The organism is Sphingomonas sp. UYP23, assembly GCF_054059235.1.
The window spans coordinates 3929441-3951003 of sequence record NZ_JBSSBX010000001.1; the positions used below are offsets into that span (position 1 = coordinate 3929441).

The window sequence follows — 21563 nt, forward strand, 5'->3', positions numbered from 1 at the left end:
GGAGACGGACATCATGCGACTGCCCCATATTCTCGTCGCGACGACACTCCTGGCGGTGTTGCCAACCGTGGGCAACGGTGCCGCGAAGCGCGGGTCGTCCCCTCCCACTCGGATCGGTACGTGCGTGTTCACGTCGGTCCGCGAGGTTGGCCAGCGGCTCGAGGATCGTGCGCACCGTCCGGTCACGAATTCGGGATCGAATGTCGGGCTCGCGAATGGGGTGTGGGGCGTCTCCTACGATCAGGGCGCGGCGGTAAACGCTTCGCGGCCGGGTGACCGCGCGATGACCTGCCTCGTGCGCCTGCCGCGCAATTGCCCGGCGGGCGACCAGCGCGGGCGCGTCTACACGACGACGAACCTGCGCACCGAGCAATCGTGGACGCTGCCTGATGCCGAGCACCAATGCGGCGCCGCCTGACGATCACGACCAAGCGGGCCCCGCTTGAGATACAGCGCGCGCTCGCCTAAGCCACGGCGCATGACCCAGACCTTGATCTCGACGCCCGTCTCCACCAACGACATCCGTCGCAGCTTCCTCGACTATTTTGCGGGCGAGGGACACGCCAAGGTCGCCTCCGCGCCGCTCGTGCCGCAGAACGATCCGACGCTGATGTTCGTCAACGCCGGGATGGTGCCGTTCAAGAACGTCTTCACCGGGCTCGAATCGCGGCTGTATGTCACCGCCACCTCGTCGCAGAAGTGCGTGCGCGCTGGCGGCAAGCATAACGACCTCGACAATGTCGGCTACACCGCGCGCCACCACACCTTCTTCGAGATGCTCGGCAATTTCTCGTTCGGCGACTATTTCAAGGAACGCGCGATCACGCTCGCCTGGAATTTGCTGACCAAGGAATGGGGCATCGACCCCGACCGGCTGACCGTCACCGTCTATCACACCGACGACGAGGCGTTCGACCTGTGGCGCAAGATCGCCGGGCTCCCCGAAGAGCGCATCATCCGCATCGCCACCAACGACAATTTCTGGTCGATGGGCGACACCGGCCCGTGCGGACCCTGCTCTGAAATCTTCTTCGACCACGGCGACCATATTCCCGGCGGCCCTCCCGGCAGCCCCGATGAGGATGGCGACCGCTTCGTCGAGATCTGGAACCTCGTCTTCATGCAGTTCGAGCAATCGGCCGACGGCACGCGCACCGCGCTGCCTAAGCCGTCGATCGACACCGGCATGGGGCTCGAGCGCGTCGCGGCGGTGCTGCAAGGCGTCCACGACAATTACGACACCGACACCTTCAAGGCACTGATCGGCGCCTCGGTCGCGCAGTCGGGCGCGGCGTTGACGGCGGAGACGCAGGCGAGCCACCGCGTTATCGCCGATCATCTGCGCTCGTCGGGTTTCCTCGTTGCCGATGGCGTGCTGCCGTCGAACGAGGGTCGTGGCTATGTGCTGCGCCGGATCATGCGCCGCGCGATGCGCCACGCGCATCTGCTCGGCGCGAAGGAGCCGTTGATGCACCGGCTGGTGTACGCGCTGGTCGCGGAAATGGGGGCGGCGTACCCCGAGCTCGTCCGTGCACAGGCGTCGATCGAATCGACGCTGCTCCAGGAGGAAACGCAGTTCCGCCGCACGCTCGTCAACGGCCTGCGGCTGCTCGACGAAGCGACCGCGAGCTTGGCGCCGGGCGCGACGCTCCCCGGCGAGACCGCGTTCAAGCTCTACGACACGTTCGGCTTCCCCTATGATCTGACCGAGGACGCGCTGCGCGCGCAGGGCTTCGGCATCGACCGCGCCGGCTTCGACACCGCGATGGCCGAGCAGAAGCGCGCCGCGCGGGCCGCCTGGAAGGGCTCGGGCCAGCGCGCCTCCGACGACGTCTGGTTCGACATCGCCGAGGCGACCGGCAGCACCGAATTCATCGGCTACACCGCCGAGGAAGGCGAGGGGCAGGTCGTCGCGATCGTCAAGGACGGTGCGCGCGTCGAGCGCGCTAGCGCTGGCGAAAGCGTCGAGATCCTGTTTAACCAGACGCCCTTTTATGGCGAGAGCGGCGGCCAGGTCGGTGACACCGGCACACTCACCGCGCCGGGCGTGCTCGGCCAGGTCGGGGATACGCGGAAATATCTCGGCCGTCTGTTCGCGCACGCCACCACGATCGCCGAGGGGGAGATCGCCGTCGGTGACGCGCTCCACCTGACGATCGACCGAGCGCGTCGCGACCGGATCCGCGCCAACCACAGCGCGACGCATCTGCTGCACGAGGCGCTGCGCCAGCGGCTTGGTCTGCACGTCGCGCAGAAGGGCAGCCTGGTCGCGCCCGAACGCCTGCGCTTCGATTTCTCGCAGCCCAGCGCGATCGATCCGGCGGCGCTCGCCTTGGTCGAGGCCGATGTGAACCACCACATCCGCGGCAACTCGCCCGTCGCGACGCGGCTGATGACGCCCGACGAAGCGATCGAGGAAGGCGCGATGGCGCTGTTCGGCGAGAAGTACGGCGATGAAGTGCGCGTCGTCTCGATGGGGACCGCCAAGGAAGACGGGGTCGACAAGACCTATTCGCTCGAGCTGTGCGGCGGCACGCATGTCCGCGCGCTCGGCGATATCGGCCTGTTCGCGGTGATCGGCGAGGGCGCGGTGTCGTCGGGCATCCGCCGCGTCGAGGCGCTCACTGGGGAGGCCGCGCGTGCCTATTTCACCGGCCGCGATGAGAAGCTGCGCGAAGCCGCGACTGCGCTGAAATCCTCGCCCGACGAAGTGCCCGCGCGTGTCGCCGCTCTGGTCGAAGACCGTCGGCGCCTCGAACGCGAACTCGCCGAGGCCAAGAAGGCGCTGGCGCTTGGCGGCGGAGCAGGGGCGGCGCCCGCAGGTCCCGAGACGATCGGCGACGTCGCGTTCCTCGGCCAAGTGGTCGAGGGGCTCGATCCCAAGGGCCTGCGCGGCACGGCGGACGAGATGAAGCAGCGGCTCGGATCGGGCATCGCGATGATCGTCGCGGTCAATGACGGCCGCGCCTCGGTCGCGGTCGGTGTCACTGCCGATCTGACCGGCACGCGCAGCGCCGTCGCTCTCCTCAAGATCGCGGTCGCCGCGCTCGGCGGGCAGGGCGGCGGCGGGCGACCCGACATGGCGCAGGGCGGCGGCCCCGACGGGGCCAAGGGCGCCGAGGCGGTCGACGCGGTCAAGGCGGCGCTGGCGGCCGGCTAAGCCGCCGCGCCGAGGCGGTGGGTGCGCGGCGGCTGCGGCGTCAGGCTGCGCTGCCCTCGGTTCGGATGATGCCGCGGACGCGCTTGAGCCGCGGCAGGACTTCCATCTCAGCCGCCGCCTTTATTTCCCGGCGCAGCTCGTCGCGCTTTTCGTGGATCGAGGCGATCACCGGCCCAACCGCGACGCCGAGATCGGTCAGCACCGCTTCGGCCAGTTGCAGCGAGCTTTCGAGCGTCTCCGGGACGGCGTCGCTCGCGCCCGCCTTGTAGAGTTGCGCTGCATGCGCCGTATCCCGCGCACGGACGATGATCGGCAGATCGGGCACCCAGCCGCGCACGCGCCGCGTCATCGAGACGCTCAGCACCGGATCGTTCATCGTCAGAATAAGCGCCTTCGCGCGCCCAAGATTCAGCCGGTCGACCAGTTCGGGACGCACCACGTCGCCGAAGATCACCGGATAGCCTTCCGCGCGCGCCGCGGTCACCGCGTCGATATCGGCCTCGACCGCGACATAAGGCTGGTCGTGCACCGCCAGCATGTCGCAGACCATCCGGCCGACGCGACCGAAGCCGATCACGACGGTGCCCGGCCCTTCGGGTGAAATCTCCGCCTCGGGCAAGGTGTCGCCGCGCTGTTCGATCCGCTTTGCCGCGCGCTTGCCGAGCATCGCCAGCAGCGGGGTGATGGTCAGACCGATCGCGGTCACCGTCTGCCAGAAGCTCGCGAGCCCTGGCGCCAGCAATTGCGCCTGTCCCGCCGCGCCGAGCACGATCAGCGTCGTCTCGGACGGGCTGCCCATCAGAACCCCTGTTTCCGCCGCAACGCCGCCACGCAGGCCCGAGAGCCGCAGCAGCCCGAAGGTCACCACCGCCTTGATCGCGACAACCGCGCCGATGCCGAGCAGATAGCTGCTCCAATCGGCGAGGATTGCGCCGATGTCGACGCTCATCCCGACGGTAATTAGGAACACGCCGAGCGCGAGGCCTTTGAACGGCGCGGTCATCACCTCGACTTCGCTGTGATAATCGGTCTCGGCGATCAGCAACCCGGCGATCAGCGCGCCGACGATCGGCGAAAGCCCCGCCGCGGTCGTGGCGAGGCTCGCCGCAATCACGACGAGCAGCGAGGCGGCGAGGAACAGCTCGGGGCTCTTGGTGCGTGCCGCCTGCGCGAACAGACGCGGGAGCAGCAAGCGGCCGCCGACGAACAGGATCGCGACCGTCAGCACCGCCAGCCCGCCGACCTTGGCGAACCCCGCCCAGCCGGCGGCCGCGGCCATCGGCCCGAGCGCGCCGAGCACGAAGATGATCGGAACGAGCGCGAGATCCTCGAACAGCAGCATCGCGAACGCGGTCCGCCCGACCGGGCTCGCCGTCCCTGCGATCGGCAACACCAACGCGGTCGAGGACAGCGACAGCGCGATGCCCAGCGCCATCGATCCGGCCCAGGCCAGCCCCATCAGCAGGTGCAGGCCGGTGCCGAGGATGATCCCCGACGCGATCAACTGCGCAGCGCCGGTGCCGAACACCAATTGCCGCATCGACCACAGCCGCTTGAACGACAGTTCGAGGCCGATCGAGAAGAGCAGCAGAACGATGCCGAACTCGGCAAAGGGTTCGATCGCGTGCGGATCGGAGATCGTGATATGGTACAACCAGGGATAGCTCTTGACGAGCGCGCCGAGCCCGAACGGCCCGACGAGCAGACCGACCAGAATGAAACCGATGACGGGACTGATCTTCGCGCGGGCAAAGGCCGGGATGACCAATCCCGCTGCACCAAGAATGACGAGCGCGTCGCTGAAGCCGGAAGAGAGAAGGGGGGATGCCATGTCTCCGTTAGACCAGCTTGAAGGCGCTTTGTCAGCCAATGCGTGACGTGGATGTGCTAATTGTCGGCGGTGGCCCGGCAGGCCTGGTCGCAGGCCTGCTGTTTGCACGTGCCGGTTTGCAGACGGTCGTGCTTGAAAAGCATGGCGATTTCCTGCGCGATTTCCGTGGGGATACGGTGCATCCTTCGACGCTTCGGGTGTTCGCCGAGCTCGGACTGCTCGACGCGCTGCTCGCACGTCCACACCAGAAGCTGCGTATGCTTAGCGCGCGGATTGCCGGCGAGCAGCTCGAGCTCGTCGATTTCACCCACCTGCCCGTACCAGCGCCTTATATCGCGCTGATGCCGCAATGGGAGTTCCTCGATTTCGTCGCGGCGGCGGCGGCGCGCTATCCTGGCTTCGACCTGCGCCGCAACTGCCGCAGGCTCGATCCGATCGAGGCGAACGGGCGTGTCGTGGGGGTGCGCACTATCGACGGCGAGGCGATCGGCGCAAGGCTGGTGCTCGCGTGCGATGGTCGCGATTCCCGCTTTCGCGCCGGCCTGCCGCTGACGACGGTGGGCGCGCCGATGGATGTGTTCTGGTTTCGCCTGCCCAAGCGCGGAGCGCCGGACAATGCCTCGATGGGGGTGTTCGAGACCGGCCGGATCTTCATTTTGATCGATCGCGGCGACTATTGGCAGTGCGCGTTTGTCTTCGCCAAGGGCGCGGCCGATCGGATCCGCGAAGAGGGGCTCGCAGCGTTTCGCGACCGGGTACGCGCGGTCGGCCCGGAAACCGCGACCGTCGACGCAGCGCTTGCGAACTGGGACGCGGTGAAATTGCTGAGCGTGAGCGTCGACCGGCTCGAGCGCTGGCATCGCCCTGGGCTGCTGGTGATCGGCGATGCGGCGCATGCCATGTCGCCGATCGGCGGGATCGGGATCAATCTCGCAGTGCAGGACGCTGTCGCGGCGGCGAATCTGCTGGCCGGGCCGATGGCCGCGGGTGCGGACCCGGACCCGCTGCTCGAACGGGTCGAGCGGCGGCGAAAGGGACCGACGCGGGTCACGCAGGAGGTCCAACGTCTGGTGCAGGACCGCGTGATCACACCGTTGCTGGCGGACGGCGCGCCGATTGCGCGGCCGCCGCTTCCGGCGCGATTGCTCGATCATCTGCCGCTGCTCAGGCGGTTGCCGGCGCGGATGATCGGCCTCGGTGCACGCCCCGAACATGTGCGCTCGCCCGAGCGGTGACCCGTCTTTGAAAAATCCTCCCCCCAGCCCAGGGGGAGGTGGCGCCGAAGGCAACGGAGGGGGAGGTACGGGGAGCCTCTCCAACTGAGAGGACGGCGTTTCCGCCCCCCCCCCCCGTCACGCTGCGTGTAACACCTCCCCCTGGCCGGGGAGGGTTACGCCTCAGCCGGTGATTTCGCCCATCTTGGCTTCGAGATTGACGCGGACCTGTTCGAAGAACTGCTCGGTCGTCATCCACGGCTGTTCCGGGCCGATCAGCAGCGCGAGATCCTTGGTCATGTGACCGTCCTCGACCGTCTTGATGCAGACGCGCTCGAGCGTCTCGGCGAACTTGGTCACCTCGGGCGTGCCATCGAACTTGCCGCGATACTTGAGGCCGCCGGTCCACGCGAAGATCGACGCGATCGGGTTGGTCGAGGTCGCCTTGCCCTGCTCGTGCTGGCGGAAGTGGCGCGTCACGGTGCCGTGTGCGGCTTCCGCTTCGACCGTCTTGCCGTCGGGCGTGAGCAGCACCGAGGTCATCAGGCCGAGCGACCCGAAGCCCTGTGCGACCTGGTCCGACTGGACGTCGCCGTCATAGTTCTTGCACGCCCAGACGAACTCGCCGTGCCACTTGAGCGCCGACGCGACCATGTCGTCGATCAGGCGATGCTCGTAGACGATGCCCGCTTCCTTGAACTTGTCCTTGAACTCGCTCTCGAACACTTCGGCGAAGAGGTCCTTGAAGCGGCCGTCATAGGCCTTGAGGATCGTGTTCTTGGTCGACAGGTACACCGGCCACTCCAGGTTGAGGCCGTAATGCATCGAGGCGCGCGCGAAATCGCGGATCGAATCGTCGAGGTTGTACATCGCCAGCGCGACGCCCGGCGACGGGAACTGGAACACTTCCTGGTCAATCACCGTACCGTCATCGCCATCGAACACGAGGCGCAGCTTGCCGGGGCCGGGGACGAGGAAATCGGTCGCCTTATACTGGTCGCCGAACGCATGGCGGCCCACGACGATCGGGTGCGTCCAGCCCGGGATCAGGCGGGGGACGTTCTTGATCACGATCGGCTCGCGGAAGATCGTGCCGCCCAGGATGTTGCGGATCGTGCCGTTGGGCGACTTCCACATCTTCTTGAGGCCGAACTCCTCGACGCGCTGCTCGTCGGGGGTGATCGTCGCGCACTTCACGCCGACGCCGTATTTCTGGATCGCTTTCGCGCTGTCGACGGTGATCTTGTCGTCGGTGCCGTCGCGGCTCATCATCCCGAGGTCGTAATATTCGAGATCGATATCGAGGTAGGGGAGGATCAGGCGCTCGCGAATCCACTGCCAGATGATCCGCGTCATCTCGTCGCCATCGATTTCCACGACGGGCGTCTTTACCTTGATCTTGGCCATTTCCGCTCTTTCTTGAAGGGAGGTTTGGGGGAGCGTCTAGGAGCAAGGCGCGCGGTGATCAACCCGCGCCGAGCGCGACGGCGCACGCTATTCGGGTTCGCGATTGTCGACGGCAGGGGGGTGGGCTACAGTTTGACGCATGATATCATCCGACAAGCCGAACCCGCCCGCCGAAGCCGTCAAATGGCGCGTTCCCGATCTGCACCCGGAGGGGCGCAAATATGTTGCGATCGCCGCTGCTATTGTCCTGCTGGCGTGGATCTTCGTGCCCATCCTGACCTGGCCGCTGATCGGGCTGACCCTGTGGGTCGCCTTGTTCTTCCGCGACCCGGTCCGCGTGACCCCGGTGGGCGAAGGGCTGATCATCTCTCCGGCAGATGGCCTCGTCTCGATGATTCAGCGCGTTCCTGTTCCGCGCGAGCTCGCCGGGCCCAATGGGCTGGGCGATGCACCGCTGATCCGCGTCTCGGTGTTCATGTCGGTGTTCGACGTGCACATCAACCGCACGCCGATTGCGGGCACTGTCAAGCAGGTCGTCTATATTTCGGGCAAGTTCGTGAACGCCGAGCTCGACAAAGCGAGCGAGGATAATGAACGCCAGCATATCGTCGTCGAAGGACGCGATGGTCGGCGGATCGGCTTCACGCAGATCGCCGGGCTGCTCGCGCGGCGGATCGTGCCGTTCGTCAAGCCGGGCGACATGATCGCCGCGGGCCAGCGGATCGGGCTGATTCGTTTTGGCAGCCGACTGGACGTCTTCTTGCCCGACGATTGCGCCTGTCAGGTCGTGCTGGGCCAGCGCAGTGTTGCCGGCGAGACGATTCTCGGGCGCGTCGGCGGCACGGTTGCAAGCGGGATCGCGCAGTGATGCCGCGATCAGCTGCCGCGTCGGGCTCGCTTATTCGCGGTACTGTTCGCGCTAAGCCTGTCGAAGGGGGGCTCCGCGCCAGCAAACACGCGTGCGAGGTCGGGGTCGAGCTTAGACAAATCCAGCGCGGCCGGGCGAGGGGGCAAGGCGCCCGCTCCCGTCCGGGTCGGAGCGGTCTGTCGAGCGCCGCTGCATGACCAACCCCCTGCGCCGGACCGCTGCGCGCGGCTTGCCGCTGCGTGCGGTCGCGCCCAACGCCGTTACCGCACTGGCCTTGTGTTCCGGGCTTACCGGGATTCGATTCGCGATCGCCGAACAGTGGGAAACCGCGGTTCTGATGGTGATGATCGCCAGCGTCCTCGACGGCATCGATGGCAGAATCGCGCGAATGGTGCGCGGCGAGAGCCGCTTTGGCGCCGAGCTCGATTCGCTGTCGGATGCGATCTCGTTCGGCGTTTCGCCGGCGCTGATCCTGTATCTTTGGTCGCTCAAGGAAGTACCGCGCTTCGGCTGGCTCGTCGCTTTGGTGTTCGCGGTGTTCTGCGCTTTGCGATTGGCGCGCTTCAATGCCGGGATCGACGTCGCCGAACAGCCGCATAAATCGGCCGGCTTCCTAACCGGCTCGCCGGCCCCTGTGGGCGCTGGACTAGCGATGCTGCCGCTCTATTTGTGGTTCTGGACTGGCCTCGATATCTGGCGCTCGCCGCTGATCGTCGGGCCGTGGGTCGCGTTGATGGCGATCCTGATGGTGTCGAGCGTCGCGACCTATAGTTGGTCGTCGCTCAAGCTCCGTACAAACATCCGCTTCGAAGCGATCGCTGTCGTCGTGTTGCTCGGCGCTGCGCTGATCTCCGCGCCGTGGCACACGCTCACCTTCCTGTGCGCCGCATACCTGGCGACGGTGCCATTCAGCATCGCCGCCTATGCGCGGATCAAGCGGCTGCGCGCAGCTTCGGGCGGGCTACCGCCGACACCGTCCGCATCCGCGCCCGAAGACGGGGCTCGCTGACGATCCACACTGGCGCGCGCACCGCCATCGGGTCGACACCGTCGCGCAGCAAGGCGACAATCCGCGGCAGCGCCGGAGCCAGCGTAAACCAGAACACCGCACCGCTTGCCGCGAACGCGCTTGCGAAAACCAGGAAACCGACAACAGCCATCGTTCATCTCCGTCTATCACGGTGAAGCGTCACAAAGTCGCAACATCCTTACGGCGTTCGGGTTCCCCGTTCCGCCCACGACCATGGTATGTTCTGTTTACGTTCCTGATGTCAAGCGCTGTTCCGGGTTGATTGTTGGGGCAAGGTCGGCTAACGGGGCCGCCTTCACACCGCATGGGAAGCACATATTGCCGGTGTCCGTCCGGGGTTTGACCCTGGATCAACGGATTACTCGCTTCCCAGAGGCACAACCGGAAAGGAACTCTCTTATGGCGGCACCAGTCGTCTCCATGCAGCAATTGCTCGAAACGGGCGCGCACTTCGGCCACCAGACGCATCGCTGGAACCCGAAGATGAAGCCTTACATCTTTGGCGACCGCAACGGCGTCCACATCCTCGATCTGTCGCAGACCGTTCCGCTCTTCGCGCGCGCGCTCGAATTCGTCTCGGCATCGACCGCTGCTGGCGGCAAGGTCCTGTTCGTCGGCACCAAGCGCCAGGCGCAGGAGCCCGTCGCTGACGCCGCGCGTCGTTCGGGCCAGCATTTCGTCAACCATCGCTGGTTGGGCGGCATGCTCACCAACTGGAAGACCATCTCGGGGTCGATCAAGCGCCTCAAGACGCTCGAAGAGCAGCTTTCGGGCGACACGCACGGCCTGACCAAGAAGGAAGTCCTCCAGCTGACGCGCGAGCGCGACAAGCTCGAGCTCAGCCTCGGCGGCATCCGCGACATGGGTGGCATTCCCGACGTGATGTTCGTGATCGACGCGAACAAGGAAGAGCTGGCGATCAAGGAAGCCAACACGCTTGGTATCCCCGTCGTCGCGATCCTCGATTCGAACGTCTCGCCCGACGGTATCGCCTTCCCGGTTCCCGCGAACGATGACGCCAGCCGTGCGATCCGCCTGTATTGCGAAGCGATCGCGATCGCTGCGACGCGCGGTGGCAACGAGCAGATGTCGCGCCGTCAGGACATCGGTTCGATGGAAGCGCCGCCCGCCGAGGAAGCGCTGACCGTGGCACCGGAGGCTCCTGCCGCCGAAATCACGCCGGCATCGGACGCAGCTCTGCAGGCCGAAATGGTCGCCGAGGCCGAGCGCCAGATCGACGCGTAAGCGTCACCGAACTGACCTATGGGCGGGGTAGGGCTTCGGCCCCGCTCCGCCTATATTCGTATCTACAGACAAGAGGATTTTCACATGGCCGAGATCACTGCAGCAGCGGTTAAGGACCTGCGCGAAAAGAGCGGCGCGGGCATGATGGACTGCAAGAAGGCGCTGACCGAAGCGGCTGGCGACATGACCGCGGCGATGGACTGGCTGCGCGCCAAGGGCCTCGCGGCAGCTGCCAAGAAGTCGAGCCGCACCGCGGCAGAGGGCCTGATCGGCGTCGAAGTCAACGGCACCACGGGTGCTGCGGTCGAAGTCAATTCGGAGACCGATTTCGTCGCGAAGAACGACCAGTTCCAGACCTTCGTCCGTGACGTGACTGCTGTTGCGCTCGCGCTCGGCGACGATATCGAGATGATCAAGAAGGCCTCGATCGGCGAGAAGACCGTCGAAGAGACACTGACCAGCAACATCGCGACGATCGGCGAGAACCAGAACCTGCGTCGCGCCAAGCGCCTCGAAGTGACCGCCGGCGCGATCGTGCCGTACATCCACAACGCAGCGGCCCCCGGCCTCGGCAAGATCGGCGTGCTCGTCGCGCTCGAGAGCGAAGCTGGCGAGGACGTGCTCCTCCCGCTCGGCAAGCAGATCGCGATGCACATTGCGGCCGCCTTCCCGCTAGCGCTCAACGAGGACGGCCTCGACCCCGAGATCGTCGCCCGCGAGCGCGCAATTGCGACCGAGAAGGCGTCGGAGAGTGGCAAGCCTGCCGAAATCGTCGCCAAGATGGTCGATGGTGCGATCGCTAAGTACTGCAAGGAAAACGCGCTCGTCAGCCAGCTGCTGGTGATGGACGGCAAGACCAAGATCTCGGACGTCGTCGCCAATGCTGCCAAGGCCGCCGGCAAGCCGATCGAGCTCAAGGACTATGTCCGTTTCCAGCTCGGCGAAGGCATCGAGAAGGAGTCGAGCGACTTCGCAGCCGAAGTCGCTGCCGCTTCGGGCGTTCCGCAGCAGCCCGCCGCGTAAGCGATTCGGTTTCGCCTCAGGGCGAGGCAATAAAGGCAGGGGCCGCGCCGGATGGTGCGGCCCTTGTCGTGTCGGAAAACGGTAGGTCGTGGGTAAGCCCCTCCCCGTCATGGGAAGGGCCGCGGTGGGGAAGTATCGGGCGCTGGTCTTTGCGAGGCCCGTCCCACCCTCATCCCCTCCCCTGGAGGGGGGCGACCTTGTCGCTTCAGCCGAGCCCATCCGCGCCCACCCGTGCGTCCTGCACGGTTTCCGCGCTTCCAATCGCCCGGCGTCGCCGATAAGGTCCGCGCCGCACCGCCCACCGGCGGTTCAAACCCATTGCAGTCTGGATTCCCGTGACGATCGCCCACAAACGCATCTTGTTGAAATTGTCTGGCGAAGTCCTGATGGGCTCTGCCGGTCTGTCGATCGACCCCGACGTGATCGCGCGCGTCGCCGCCGAAATCGCCGATGTGAAGCATCAGGGCTATGAACTTTGCGTCGTCGTGGGCGGCGGCAACATCTTTCGGGGGATATCGGGCGCGGCGCGCGGCATGGACCGCGCTACGGGCGATTACATGGGCATGCTCGCGACGGTGATGAACGCGCTGGCGGTGCAGAACGCGCTCGAGCAGATCGGCGTCGAGACGCGCGTGCAGTCGGCGATCCCGATGGCCTCGGTGTGCGAGCCCTTCATCCGCCGCCGCGCCGAGCGTCATCTCGAAAAGGGTCGCATCGTGATCTTCGCCGCCGGCGTCGGCAGCCCGTTCTTCACCACCGACAGCGGCGCCGCCCTCCGCGCCGCCGAAATGAAGTGCGACGCCTTGTTCAAGGGCACTTCGGTCGACGGCGTCTATGATGCCGACCCGAAGCTCGTTCCCACTGCCAAACGCTACGACATCGTCAGCTACGGCACCGTGCTCGCGCAGGATCTCAAGGTGATGGACGCGAGCGCGATCGCCTTGTGCCGTGACAACAATATTCCGATCGTCGTCTTCAACATCCGGCAGTCGGGCAATCTTGCCGCGGTGCTGCGCGGTGAAGGCGTCTCGACGGTCGTCCAGAATTCAGCAGGAGAATAATCATGGCCGCGTACGACAAGGCTGATCTGGAACGCCGCATGGCCGGCAGCGTCGAATCGCTGAAAGGCGATCTCAGCGGCTTGCGCACTGGCCGCGCTTCGACATCGTTGCTCGATCCGGTAACGGTCGAGGTCTATGGCGCGCAGATGCCGCTCAACCAGGTCGCGACCGTCTCGGTGCCCGAGCCGCGGATGATCTCGGTCCAGGTGTGGGACAAGATGAACGTCGGCCCATGCGACAAGGCGATTCGCTCGGCCGGGCTCGGCCTCAACCCGATCGTCGATGGCACCACGCTGCGCCTGCCGATCCCCGATCTGACCGAGGAGCGCCGCAAGGAGCTCGCCAAGCTCGCCGGGAAGTACGCCGAGGACGCGCGGATCGCCGCGCGCAACGTGCGTCGCGACGGCATGGACTCGCTCAAGGTCGATGAGAAGAAGGGCCTGTTCGGCGAGGACGATCGCAAGAAGCTCGAGACCGAAGTCCAGAAGCTGACCGACAAGACGATCGCCGATATCGATGCCGCGGCATCCGCAAAGGAAAAGGAAATCCTGGGCAAGTGAGGCCTTTTGCCGCCCGTGCTGCAGATCCTGCGACGGTCGCGGGCGTCTTGCCGCGCCATGTTGCGATCATCATGGACGGCAATGGTCGCTGGGCCAAGAAGCGGCATCTGCCGCGGATCGCGGGTCATCGCGCCGGGGTCGAAGCGTTGCGCCGCGTCGCGCGCGCGGCGCGCGCGATGGGGATCGAAGCGTTGACCCTCTACGCCTTTTCGAGCGAGAACTGGCGGCGTCCCGAAGAGGAGGTCAGCGACCTGATGGGTCTGCTGCGCGTCTTCATCAAAAGCGATCTCGATGAGATGGTACGCGATAACGTGCGCCTGCGCATCATCGGCGACTATCGCCGCTTCACGCCCGATCTGGTCGAGCTGATCGACGGCGCGATCGCGCGGACTGCCGTCAACACGGGCCCGATGCTGGTGATCGCGCTCAATTACGGCGCGCAGGCCGAGATCGTCGACGTTGCGCGGCGCATGGCGGAGCGCGCGCGCGCGGGCACGCTCGATCCCGCGACGATCGATGCAGCGATGTTCGAAGACGAGCTCGAGACGCGCGACCTTCCGCCGCTCGATCTGCTGATCCGCAGCTCTGGCGAAGTGCGGCTGTCCAATTTCCTGTTGTGGCAGGCGGCTTACGCCGAATTGCTGTTCGTCGACACGCTCTGGCCGGAATTCGACGCCGAGACACTCGCCAGTGCGATCGCGACCTTCGGCCAGCGGCAGCGGCGGTTCGGCGGCCTGTGACGGCTGCGCCCAAGGCGGCCGGTCCGTCGAATCTTACGCTCAGGATCCTGTCCGGCGCCGTGCTGATAACGGTCGCGCTGGCCGGGGTCGTGCTCGGCGGGATCCCGTTCTGGCTGCTGTGCGTCGTGCTCGGCCTGTTCATGATGGCCGAATGGTCCGATCTGCACGGCGTGCCGCCGCAGACCAAACGGCTCGCGCAATACGCGCTGTCGGTGCCGCTGGCGATCATGATGCCGGTGATCGGGGCAGGGGCGGGGTTCTTGTCGTTGGGGCTGTTGGTCGGTGCGGCGTTCTTCATCGTGATCGTTACGCGACTCCCCGGCCTCGCACGCGGCATTCTCTATGTCGGCCTGCCGATCATGGCGCTGCTGCTCATCCGGCATCAGCGCGAGGGCGTGGTGCTCACGCTCTGGGCGCTGGCGCTCGTCTGGGCCTGCGACATCGGCGCGTACGCCGCCGGGCGCTTTTTCGGCGGACCCAAGCTCGCGCCCACGATCAGTCCGAACAAGACCTGGGCCGGACTTGCCGGCGGCGTTGCTGCGGCGAGCCTTTTCGCCGCGGTGATGCATGCGCGTTACGGCCTGCCGCTCCGCCTGACGCTCGCGACGCCACTGCTCGCGGTGTTGGCGCAGGCGGGCGATCTCTATGAAAGCTGGCTCAAGCGCCAGGCTGGCGTCAAGGATAGCGGTACGCTGCTGCCAGGGCATGGCGGCGTGCTCGATCGATTCGACGGACTGGTGCCGGTTGCCCCCGTCGCGGCACTGTTGATCCTGTTACCGAAAGTGTATTGGTGGTGAAGACGATTACGATTCTCGGCGCGACCGGCTCGATCGGCACATCGACGCTCGATCTGATCGAACGCGAGCCCGATCGGTTCGAGGTGCTTGCGCTGACCGCCAATTGCGACGTCGCGCGGCTCGCGGCGGCTGCAATCAGGACCAATGCCAAGCTTGCCGTGGTCGCCGATGAGAGCTGCCTGACCGACCTGCGCGCGGCGCTCGCTGGAACCAATATCGGCTGCGCAGGCGGGCGCGCTGCGATCATCGAGGCGGCCGCGATGGGCGCCGACATCACGATGGGCGCGATCGTTGGTTGCACCGGGCTCGAGCCCGTGATGGCGGCGATTGCGGGCGGCAAGACGGTGATCCTTGCCAATAAGGAGCCCTTGGTGTCGGCGGGCGAAGTCGTGCTTGCCGCGGCGGCGCGCTCGGGGGCGACGCTGCTCCCCGCCGATTCCGAACATAATGCGATCTTCCAATGCTTCGACGCGGCGCGCCCCGAGCGCGTCCGGCGGATCATCTTGACCTGCAGCGGCGGCCCGTTCCGCGAATGGTCGATCGAGCAGATGCGCAGCGTCACGCCCGAACAGGCGGTCGCGCACCCGAACTGGTCGATGGGTGCGAAGATTTCTGTCGATTCGGCGACCTTGTTCAACAAGGGGCTCGAACTTATCGAGGCGGCGCGGCTCTTCCCGGTGCCGCACGACGCGATCGAGATCGTGATCCATCCGCAGTCGGTGATCCATTCGCTGGTCGATTATGTCGATGGCTCGGTGCTTGCGCAGATGGGCCCGCCGGACATGCGCGTGCCGATCGCGTCATGCCTCGCCTGGCCTGACCGGATGGCGACGCCGATGACGCCGCTCGATCTCGTCGCGATCGGTCGGCTCGATTTCTGCGCGCCCGATCCGGTGCGCTTCCCGGCACTGCAGTTGACGCGCGGCGCGCTCAACGCAGGGGGCGCGCGCCCGGCGATTCTCAACGCCGCCAACGAGATCGCGGTCGCGGCTTTTCTCGACCGCGAGATCGGCTTCCTCGAAATTGCCGCAATCGTCGCCGATACGCTCGACGGCTATGATCCGGCCGCGCCGGCGACGTTGGAAGACGTGCTGGTGGTCGATGCCGAAGCGCGCAACGTCGCGCGCGGCTATGTCGGGTCGCGCGGCGGGGTTGCGAGAGGGGCGAACGTGAAGGATATCTCGGTTTGAGCCACTCCCCAGGTCTGTTGCTTACCATCCTGGCTTTCGCGCTCGTCATCGGGCCGCTCGTTTTTCTGCACGAATTGGGACATTATCTCGCCGGGCGAATCTTCGGGGTGAAGATCGATGCCTTTTCGATCGGCTTTGGCCATGAACTGTTTGGCTGGACCGACCGGCGCGGGACGCGATGGAAGTTCAGTGCGCTGCCGCTCGGCGGCTATGTGAAGTTCGCGGGCGATCTGAACGCGGCAAGCGTGCCCGATCCGGCATGGCTCGAACTGCCGGCCGAGGAGCGCGCGCGCACGCTGCAGGCGCGCCCGGTGTGGCAGCGCGCGATCGTCGTCGCGGCGGGGCCGATCACCAATTTCCTCGTCGCGATCATCATTCTTTCGGGATTCGCGATGACCTTTGGCGTCGACCGGACGCCGTCCGTCGTCGGTCTGGTCAGCCCCGGCAGTGCGGCGGCGGCGATCGGCCTGCAGCCAGGTGATCGCATCACCGCGCTTGGCGGACGCCCGATCGAGACGTTCAACGATGTCGCGCAATTCGCCATGCTGCGCCCCGGCGAGCATGTGATGGTCGATTATGTGCGCGGTGGGGCGGCGGGCACGCGTGAAGCGGTGCTTGGCACCGCGACCGAGCGCGATCGCTTCGGCAACGAATACAAGAAGGGCTTGCTCGGGATCGGCCCGACCGCGCCGATCGCACGACCGGTCGGCCTGCTCGAGGCGCCCGCTTTCGGCGTCGCGATGACGGGCAACATCCTGCGCACCACGCTCGATGGCCTGGGGCAGATCATTACCGGGCGCCGTTCGGTCGACGAGCTCGGCGGGCCGCTCAGGATCGCCAAGGTCTCGGGCGAGCAACTCGCGCTTGGCTGGCCCGACCTGATCTTTCTGATCGCGGGCGTGTCGATTAATCTCGGATTCATCAATTTGTTGCCAGTCCCGTTGCTCGATGGCGGCCACCTGTTCTTTTACGCGATCGAGGCGATCCGGCGGAGGCCGGTGACTCCGGCGATCCAGGAATGGGCGTTCCGCGGCGGGCTGGCGGCAATTTTGGCGTTGATGGTCATGGTAACGATCAATGATCTCGGCGCTTTCGGCCTGTGGAAGTCGCTGACCGGCTTGATCGGTTGACGCAGGTAAGGCAGGGCGGGCCGACTATTTATCGGCCACGCGGAATTTTCTCCGATTTGGGGTGGGATGTGACAGCGATCAAGGTTTCAAATTTCGGCGCACGGGCCACCGCCGTGTTGCTGGCCGGCACGATGCTGACGGGCGTGCCGCTTGCGGCGTCGGCGCAGACGACGGGTCAGCCCGTTGCTTCTGCCGCGCAGGCTACGCCTCCGGCCGTGGCGGCCGCTACGCCGGCGGTATCGCGTGCGATCAAGTCGATTCGTGTCGAGGGTGCGCAGCGGCTCGAGCCCGAGACGGTGCTGTCCTATACCAAGCTGCGTACCGGCCAGGCGTTCACCAACGAGACGCTCGATCAGGCGATCAAGGATCTCTATGCGAGCGAGCTGTTCGCCGACGTGATCATCGCCGGCGCCGACACCGGTGAGCTGGTGCTGCGCGTGCGCGAGAACCCGGTGATCAACCGCGTCATCTTCGAGGGCAACAAGCGCCTCAAGGAAGACAAGATCAAGAAGGAGGTGAAACTCGCCCCCCGCCAGATCTTCACGCGCACCGCAGTCCGTCAGGACGTCGCGCGGATCGTCGAATTGTACCGCCGCCAGGGCCGCTTCGCAGCAGTCGTCGAGCCGAAGATGGTCAGCCTCGACCAGAACCGCGTCGATGTGATCTTCGAGGTCTCCGAAGGGCCGAAGTCGAAGGTCCGCCAGATCAACATCCTCGGCAACGAGGTCTATTCCGACAGCAAACTGCGCGAGCAGATGGCGACCAAGCAGGCGCGTCTGACCACGCTGCTCAGCTCGAACACCAGCTACGATCAGGATCGCCTGGCGTACGACCAGCAGAAGCTGCGGCAATTCTACCTGACCGAGGGCTATGCCGACTTCAAGGTGACCTCCGCGGTCGCCGAGCTGACGCCCGACAAGAAGGACTTCATCATCACCTACGTGGTGGAGGAGGGGAAGCGCTACAAGTTCGGCGACGTGACGGTCGACAGCGATATCCGCGACTTCGACAACAAGAAGCTCGCCGCCAATCTCGGGATCAACAAGGGCGACTGGTACAACGCCAAGAAGGTCGAGACATCGGTCGATTCGCTAAGCGAGGCGGCCGGCCTGTTCGGCTACGCCTTTACCGAGGTGAACCCCGACTTCCAGCGTGACAAGGACACGCTGACGATGGGGATCAACTTCCACATCGCCGAAGCCAAGCGTACCTATGTCGAGCGGATCGACATCAACGGCAATACCCAGACGCAGGACAAGGTGATCCGTCGCGAGATCCGTCTGTCGGAAGGCGACGCGTTCAACAGCTTCCAGGTCAAGCGCTCGCAGGACCGCATCAACTCGCTTGGCTATTTCCAGGACAAGTTCGAGATCAAGCAGACGCAGGGATCGGCGCCCGACCGCGTCGTGCTGACCGCGAACCTCGAAGAAAAGTCGACCGGCGAGCTGTCGCTGTCGGCGGGCTATTCGAGCCTCGAGCGCTTCATTATCCAGGCGTCGATCCGCCAGCGCAACTTCCGCGGCAAGGGCCAGGAATTGCGCGCAAGCGTCAATTACTCGACCTATTCGAAGTCGGTCGAACTCGGCTTCACCGAGCCGTATCTGTTCAACAAGAACATCGCGATCGGCGGCGACATCTTCCGGCGCGATTACAATGCGTTCAACTACACGGTCGATAACCAGCGGCAGACGACCTACACGCAGGTCTCGACCGGCTTCCAGATCCGTTCGGGCGTACCGCTGACCGAATATTGGCAGCTCGCCGGCCGCTACGGCCTGTCGTACGACCAGGTCGGGTTGGACAAGTCGACCTATTACACCGACAGCAATTTCGACGGCGTCCGCGGCAACTCCTCCGCCGACGCGTGCGACCCGCTCCAGGCGGGCCGCTATCTGTGCGACGCGATCGGCAATCGCTGGACGTCGTCGGTCGGCTATTCGCTGATCTATGACAGCCTCAACAGCCGGCTGCGGCCGACCGCCGGGCATCGCTTCATCTTCAGCCAGGATTTTGCCGGGCTCGGCGGCGATGTGAAGTACATCCGCACCAAGTTCGAAGGCTCGAAGTTCTTCAACATCGGCAGCGGCTTCATCGCCTCGGCCAATCTTGAAGGCGGCTATATCAAGTCGCTCGAGAAGAGCCGTGGCGACGGGATCGATCGGGTCCGCATCACCGATCGCTTCTATCTCGGCGAGCCCGATTTCCGCGGCTTCGACATTCGCGGCGTCGGACCACGCGTCCAGCGCCAGAGCTACACGACTGATTCGGCGGGCAACCAGACGCTCGTCACCGACCGGACGCAGTTGCTCGCCGACGATGCGCTCGGTGGTCGGGCCTATTATCTCGGCAAGCTCGAGCTCGAGATTCCGCTCGGGGCAGGCGCGCGCGAGCTCGGTCTGCGGCCGTCGATCTACGTCCAGGCGGGTGCGCTGTTCGGCATCACCTCGCCGGTGCTGCAGGGCAGCCAGTTCCCGACGCAGATCGATCCCGTCACCGGGCGCGTGACCTATCTGCCGCTGATCACGCAGAATTTCGCGTCGAACGGCAACCCGCTCTACGTCGTTCCGACGACCGATGCGATCAATGCGGGCTCGGCAACGACCTGCGCGGTCGGTTATTCCTCGACGATCGGCGGCGCCTGCACGGGCACGTCGGTCAACACGGCCTCGACCAGTTCGACCGCGCCGTTCAAGGAAACGTTCGGGGGCGATTCGCCGCGGCCACGTATTTCGGTCGGTGCGGGCGTCAACTGGAACTCGCCCTTCGGCCCGCTCCGGATCGATCTTGCTTATGCGTTGCTCAAGGATAAGAGCGACGATTCGAAACTCGTTACTTTCAACGTAGGGACACAGTTCTGATGAAGACGTACCAGAAGCTCATGCTGGGTTGCGCGGCGATTCTGCCGGCGCTCGCGATGGCGAATTCTGCCCAGGCGCAGGCCAACGGCGTGGCGATTTCGGATCCCGAGACGGTGATCCTCACCGCCAAGGCGCTCGACGCTGCCAACCAGTCGATCAGCACGACCTACAAGGCGCAGCTCGACCAGGCGAGCGCACGTCAGGCGGCGCTGCAGACCGAGATGGCGACGCTCGGCGCGCCGCTCGACACCAACAAGGACAAGCGCCTGTCGGACGAGGAAATCGCCGCAGCGCAGACCGCCCGCAGCCCGATCCTTGCCAAGATGGAAGCCGCCCAGAAGGCTGCACAGGCCGAGTCGGCACGCCTTAGCGCACCTGCAACGCGCGCGCAGGCCTATGCGATCGAGCAGATCTCGCAAAAGTATTCGGCTGCGGTGAAGACCGTTGTCGATACCAAGAAGATCAGCCTACTGCTGTCGGCCAATTCGGTTCAGTACAGCGCACCGGCGGTCGACATGACCGACGAGATCAAGGCAGCGCTCGACGCTGCGTCGCCGACCGTCTCGATCACGCCGCCCGCCAACTGGCAGCCGAGCCAGCAGACGGTGCAGCTGCAGCAGCAGTTCCAGCAGCTCGTCTATCTCTCGGCCGTGCGTCGCGCACAGGCGCAGCAGGCTGGTGGCGCCCCCGCCGGTGCGGCACCGGCTGCCGGCGCCAAGACGCCGTCGGGCCGCTGAGCGCCAGCGCGATGAGCGAAGGTGACGTCCGGGGTTCGCTTGGCCCGCTCGATATCGGGCGGGTCATGGCGGCGCTCCCGCATCGCTACCCGATGCTGCTGGTCGATCGTGTCGAGGACCTGATCCTCGACCGGTCGATCACGGCCATCAAGGCGGTGACGATGAACGAGCAGTTCTTCCAGGGCCATTTCCCTGGCCGTCCGATCATGCCTGGCGTGCTGATCGTCGAGGCGATGGCGCAGGCCGCCGGGATCCTCGCGGTCGAATCGCTCGGGCTCGCGGGCTCGGGCAAGCTCGTCTATTTCATGGCGATCGACGGCGCGAAGTTCCGCAAGCCGGTCGAACCAGGCGTTCTGCTCAAGCTCGAGGTCGAGTTCGTCCAGAAGCGCTCGAGCGTCTGCAAGTTCGCAGGCCGGGCGACGATCGACGGACACCTCGCCGCGGAAGCCAATTTCACCGCGATGATCGCCGATCCGCCAAAGGCGTAATGGACGCGCTGACCTGGTTCGGTCTGTTGGCCGTGTCGGCGATGCTCGTCTGCTATGCCTTTGAGCAGCGCTCGCCTTGGTGGGTGCTCGGCTTTGCCGGGGCGTGCGTGCTCGGCTCGACCTATGGTTTTCTTCAAGGCGCTTGGCCGTTCGGCGGGGTCGAGGCGATCTGGTCGTTGATCGCGCTCCGGCGCTGGTGGGGATTGCGGCGCGGTTGAGTTTGC

The 21563-nt window shown here is 65.6% G+C and carries 19 protein-coding genes; 17 read left to right on the plus strand and 2 right to left on the minus strand.

Annotation, left to right across the window (positions count from 1 at the left end):
* Positions 1-13: 13 nt before the first annotated feature.
* Both ACVWYO_RS19395 and alaS read left to right on the plus strand, forming a co-directional pair.
* A complete protein-coding gene (locus ACVWYO_RS19395; protein WP_457353590.1) occupies positions 14-418 on the plus strand; it encodes a hypothetical protein in 405 nt (134 codons plus the stop codon).
* Positions 419-478: 60 nt separating this feature from the next.
* Positions 479-3160, plus strand: a complete 2682-nt coding sequence (alaS, locus tag ACVWYO_RS19400) for an alanine--tRNA ligase (RefSeq protein ID WP_457353592.1) — start codon at positions 479-481, stop codon at positions 3158-3160.
* Between the two features lie 40 nt (positions 3161-3200).
* Here alaS and ACVWYO_RS19405 read toward each other — a convergent pair whose 3' ends face one another.
* On the minus strand, positions 3201-4991 hold the full coding sequence (locus ACVWYO_RS19405; RefSeq protein WP_457353594.1) for a cation:proton antiporter domain-containing protein: 1791 nt from the start codon (positions 4989-4991) through the stop codon (positions 3201-3203).
* Between the two features lie 38 nt (positions 4992-5029).
* Between ACVWYO_RS19405 and ACVWYO_RS19410 the strand changes: the two genes are divergently transcribed.
* Positions 5030-6226, plus strand: a complete 1197-nt coding sequence (locus ACVWYO_RS19410; protein ID WP_457353596.1) for an FAD-dependent oxidoreductase — start codon at positions 5030-5032, stop codon at positions 6224-6226.
* A gap of 162 nt (positions 6227-6388) precedes the next feature.
* On the opposite strand, the gene ACVWYO_RS19415 is transcribed toward ACVWYO_RS19410, so the two are convergent.
* Entirely contained in the window at positions 6389-7612 is a 1224-nt protein-coding gene (locus ACVWYO_RS19415; RefSeq protein WP_457353598.1) for an NADP-dependent isocitrate dehydrogenase, read from the minus strand.
* Positions 7613-7751: 139 nt separating this feature from the next.
* Between ACVWYO_RS19415 and ACVWYO_RS19420 the strand changes: the two genes are divergently transcribed.
* The 14 genes from ACVWYO_RS19420 (at position 7752) to ACVWYO_RS19485 (ending at position 21557) form a co-directional block, all read left to right on the plus strand.
* Positions 7752-8480: a phosphatidylserine decarboxylase gene (locus ACVWYO_RS19420; RefSeq protein WP_457353600.1), complete on the plus strand. Its 729-nt coding sequence runs from the start codon at positions 7752-7754 to the stop codon at positions 8478-8480.
* A 193-nt stretch (positions 8481-8673) separates the two neighbouring features.
* Positions 8674-9489 (plus strand): CDP-alcohol phosphatidyltransferase family protein, encoded by an 816-nt coding sequence (locus ACVWYO_RS19425; RefSeq protein WP_457353602.1) that lies wholly within the window; start codon positions 8674-8676, stop codon positions 9487-9489.
* A 420-nt stretch (positions 9490-9909) separates the two neighbouring features.
* Entirely contained in the window at positions 9910-10755 is an 846-nt protein-coding gene (rpsB, locus tag ACVWYO_RS19430; protein ID WP_189674833.1) for a 30S ribosomal protein S2, read from the plus strand.
* Positions 10756-10839: 84 nt separating this feature from the next.
* Positions 10840-11778: a translation elongation factor Ts gene (tsf, locus tag ACVWYO_RS19435; protein ID WP_457353604.1), complete on the plus strand. Its 939-nt coding sequence runs from the start codon at positions 10840-10842 to the stop codon at positions 11776-11778.
* A gap of 386 nt (positions 11779-12164) precedes the next feature.
* Entirely contained in the window at positions 12165-12839 is a 675-nt protein-coding gene (gene pyrH, locus ACVWYO_RS19440; protein WP_457355061.1) for a UMP kinase, read from the plus strand.
* Between the two features lie 2 nt (positions 12840-12841).
* On the plus strand, positions 12842-13399 hold the full coding sequence (frr, locus tag ACVWYO_RS19445; protein ID WP_133188501.1) for a ribosome recycling factor: 558 nt from the start codon (positions 12842-12844) through the stop codon (positions 13397-13399).
* Positions 13396-14139: an isoprenyl transferase gene (locus ACVWYO_RS19450; protein WP_457353606.1), complete on the plus strand. Its 744-nt coding sequence runs from the start codon at positions 13396-13398 to the stop codon at positions 14137-14139. The genes frr and ACVWYO_RS19450 overlap by 4 nt, the downstream gene beginning before the upstream one ends.
* Entirely contained in the window at positions 14136-14936 is an 801-nt protein-coding gene (locus ACVWYO_RS19455) for a phosphatidate cytidylyltransferase (protein ID WP_457353608.1), read from the plus strand. The genes ACVWYO_RS19450 and ACVWYO_RS19455 overlap by 4 nt, the downstream gene beginning before the upstream one ends.
* Positions 14933-16126: a 1-deoxy-D-xylulose-5-phosphate reductoisomerase gene (locus tag ACVWYO_RS19460; protein ID WP_457353610.1), complete on the plus strand. Its 1194-nt coding sequence runs from the start codon at positions 14933-14935 to the stop codon at positions 16124-16126. Before ACVWYO_RS19455 ends, ACVWYO_RS19460 begins: the two co-directional genes overlap by 4 nt.
* Entirely contained in the window at positions 16123-17256 is a 1134-nt protein-coding gene (locus tag ACVWYO_RS19465; protein WP_457353612.1) for a M50 family metallopeptidase, read from the plus strand. Before ACVWYO_RS19460 ends, ACVWYO_RS19465 begins: the two co-directional genes overlap by 4 nt.
* A 68-nt stretch (positions 17257-17324) precedes the next feature.
* Positions 17325-20114, plus strand: a complete 2790-nt coding sequence (bamA, locus tag ACVWYO_RS19470) for an outer membrane protein assembly factor BamA (protein ID WP_457353614.1) — start codon at positions 17325-17327, stop codon at positions 20112-20114.
* Positions 20114-20851 (plus strand): OmpH family outer membrane protein, encoded by a 738-nt coding sequence (locus tag ACVWYO_RS19475; RefSeq protein WP_457353616.1) that lies wholly within the window; start codon positions 20114-20116, stop codon positions 20849-20851. Before bamA ends, ACVWYO_RS19475 begins: the two co-directional genes overlap by 1 nt.
* An 11-nt stretch (positions 20852-20862) precedes the next feature.
* Complete coding sequence (gene fabZ, locus ACVWYO_RS19480) at positions 20863-21339, plus strand: 3-hydroxyacyl-ACP dehydratase FabZ (protein ID WP_457353618.1); 477 nt, start codon at positions 20863-20865, stop codon at positions 21337-21339.
* Positions 21339-21557: a hypothetical protein gene (locus ACVWYO_RS19485; protein WP_457353620.1), complete on the plus strand. Its 219-nt coding sequence runs from the start codon at positions 21339-21341 to the stop codon at positions 21555-21557. The genes fabZ and ACVWYO_RS19485 overlap by 1 nt, the downstream gene beginning before the upstream one ends.
* The last annotated feature ends 6 nt before the right edge of the window (positions 21558-21563 follow it).

Bases quoted from the DNA above. Each gene is read 5' to 3' on its own strand.
- ACVWYO_RS19395 (WP_457353590.1), top strand. From the start codon at position 14: ATGCGACTGCCCCATATTCTCGTCGCGACGACACTCCTGGCGGTGTTG.
- alaS (WP_457353592.1), top strand. From the start codon at position 479: ATGACCCAGACCTTGATCTCGACGCCCGTCTCCACCAACGACATCCGT.
- ACVWYO_RS19405 (WP_457353594.1), bottom strand. From the start codon at position 4,991: ATGGCATCCCCCCTTCTCTCTTCCGGCTTCAGCGACGCGCTCGTCATT.
- ACVWYO_RS19410 (WP_457353596.1), top strand. From the start codon at position 5,030: ATGCGTGACGTGGATGTGCTAATTGTCGGCGGTGGCCCGGCAGGCCTG.
- ACVWYO_RS19415 (WP_457353598.1), bottom strand. From the start codon at position 7,612: ATGGCCAAGATCAAGGTAAAGACGCCCGTCGTGGAAATCGATGGCGAC.
- ACVWYO_RS19420 (WP_457353600.1), top strand. From the start codon at position 7,752: ATGATATCATCCGACAAGCCGAACCCGCCCGCCGAAGCCGTCAAATGG.
- ACVWYO_RS19425 (WP_457353602.1), top strand. From the start codon at position 8,674: ATGACCAACCCCCTGCGCCGGACCGCTGCGCGCGGCTTGCCGCTGCGT.
- rpsB (WP_189674833.1), top strand. From the start codon at position 9,910: ATGGCGGCACCAGTCGTCTCCATGCAGCAATTGCTCGAAACGGGCGCG.
- tsf (WP_457353604.1), top strand. From the start codon at position 10,840: ATGGCCGAGATCACTGCAGCAGCGGTTAAGGACCTGCGCGAAAAGAGC.
- pyrH (WP_457355061.1), top strand. From the start codon at position 12,165: ATGGGCTCTGCCGGTCTGTCGATCGACCCCGACGTGATCGCGCGCGTC.
- frr (WP_133188501.1), top strand. From the start codon at position 12,842: ATGGCCGCGTACGACAAGGCTGATCTGGAACGCCGCATGGCCGGCAGC.
- ACVWYO_RS19475 (WP_457353616.1), top strand. From the start codon at position 20,114: ATGAAGACGTACCAGAAGCTCATGCTGGGTTGCGCGGCGATTCTGCCG.
- fabZ (WP_457353618.1), top strand. From the start codon at position 20,863: ATGAGCGAAGGTGACGTCCGGGGTTCGCTTGGCCCGCTCGATATCGGG.
- ACVWYO_RS19485 (WP_457353620.1), top strand. From the start codon at position 21,339: ATGGACGCGCTGACCTGGTTCGGTCTGTTGGCCGTGTCGGCGATGCTC.